Genomic DNA, 1,714 nt, shown 5'->3' on the forward strand with positions numbered 1-1,714 from the left:
AGATAGTTCTCCATCTCCCTTATCCACTGAAAAGCAGAGTTGTACATAATTGCATTCCAAATCATATAATGCAAATCTCAAAAACCTGTTTCCTTTAAGTCTTTTATTACTGTCAACAGAGTAGTATATTACATTTTCGTGAGTTGATGGTGTTATAATCAATTCAGAATTTGTAGGAAATATAACCGCCCAGCATATTGCAAGTACAATCAGTGCCGTTATCATAATACTGAGATTTTTATGTTTAATAACCAAATCCATTTCCTTTGCCCCATTTCCATAAGCCATCATTCTTATCTAATGTCATTTATCTCACATCTTTATCTCTTAATATAATCGCGGATACATAAGAATCAGCATCAATATTTAACTTTACTTCTGCTTTAAGCTCTATTGTATGAATTTTTTCTTGCACTATACTCAATCCTTAAAGTCAAATTCATCAGCAGGAGCAGTGGAATCCCCATAGTACGGCATAATGTCTTCCAATTCATATGCAGAACTTTCATCTTTTGAGCCGGCTAATGATAAAATTTGCTTATTTATATCTGAATTCTCATAGTAATCTAAAAATCTTGCAAATTCCATGCATTGGGCAATAAACTCTTCTGAGCCGTTTTCATTCATGCCTGCATAAATTTTGGCAAATTCCTGAAATTCCCTGTCATCAATTGAGGTAGGCAGATTATATTCAGCTGCTCCTTCAACACACATATTATAGGCATCAGGGTACAATTCCATTGCCTTGTCGGCAGTTATCAAAGTTTCAGTGTAAAGTCTGATTTTATGTCTGTTAACTTCAAACGGTGTAAACTCCTTCAAATCACCAATAACGGTTGAATGCTTATCAGCTAATTTATATATTTCATGGCTAAATTCTGTTTCAAGACTTCTGCTATTCTCATTACTGTCAGCAAAAATTGTAACAGTAAAAGATAAAATTATCAGAAACGAAAGAAACAAAGCAAAGTACTTTTTCATAAGTATCTCCTTTCAGGCATCTATATCTACAACAAACCACACCATTTTTATTCTTCGTTATAGTATTCTCAATCATCCATCTCTTTTTTGAATTCTCCCCACTTTTTACCAAGTTATTTGGTTATTGAAACGAAGTTTACCATATAAAATCAGAATTTATATACCAAAACCAGACGTTTTTTTTCGTACACTTTTGGTATATATACCATTCAGATGAATATCAAAAATAGCGTAAAATCTTTACAAATAAAATTTTACGCTCACTCTCTAACTACTTCCGGTCTAATATTATGAAACTTAGCTCTTCTATGCTCATTTCCACCTTTCTCAGGCTATAAGTAATATCTGTACTTAATATATCTTACCTTTGGTAACTTAACAATGATTTATCAAGACTTATTGTCTGATCACCATATGAAAAGCTTATTTTATCATCTTGATTTACATCTTCAATAAGAAATGCTATGTAGTCTCTTTTCCAGCTGGAAGAAACTTCCACAATTGTGTATCCATATACTTTGTCATTCACATGCACAGAAACATTTTTCCAAGCAGATAGTTCTCCATCTCCCTTATCCGCTGAAAAGCAGAGTTGTACATAATTGCATTCCAAATCATATAATGCAAATCTCAAAAACCTGTTTCCTTTAAGTCTTTTATTACTGTCAACAGAGTAGTATATTACATTTTCGTGAGTTGATGGTGTTTTAATCAATTCAGAGTTTGTAGGAAA

General features: G+C 32.4%; 3 protein-coding genes. All 3 read right to left on the minus strand.

Annotated elements, in window-relative coordinates:
* Positions 1–261, minus strand: a 261-nt coding sequence (locus GCWU000282_RS15625; protein WP_156913169.1) for a hypothetical protein, incomplete at its 3' end; no start/stop codon positions are given.
* Between the two features lie 159 nt (positions 262–420).
* Entirely contained in the window at positions 421–981 is a 561-nt protein-coding gene (locus GCWU000282_RS15630; protein ID WP_023356181.1) for a hypothetical protein, read from the minus strand.
* 361 nt (positions 982–1,342) lie between these two features.
* Positions 1,343–1,714 (minus strand): hypothetical protein (locus tag GCWU000282_RS16875; protein ID WP_023356182.1); only part of this gene is annotated, 372 nt, incomplete at its 5' end.

Source organism: Catonella morbi ATCC 51271, assembly GCF_000160035.2.
In the GTDB taxonomy this organism is placed as follows: domain Bacteria; phylum Bacillota; class Clostridia; order Lachnospirales; family Lachnospiraceae; genus Catonella; species Catonella morbi.

Coding starts and splice junctions, on each gene's coding strand:
- GCWU000282_RS15630 (WP_023356181.1), bottom strand. CDS start 981: ATGAAAAAGTACTTTGCTTTGTTTCTTTCGTTTCTGATAATTTTATCT.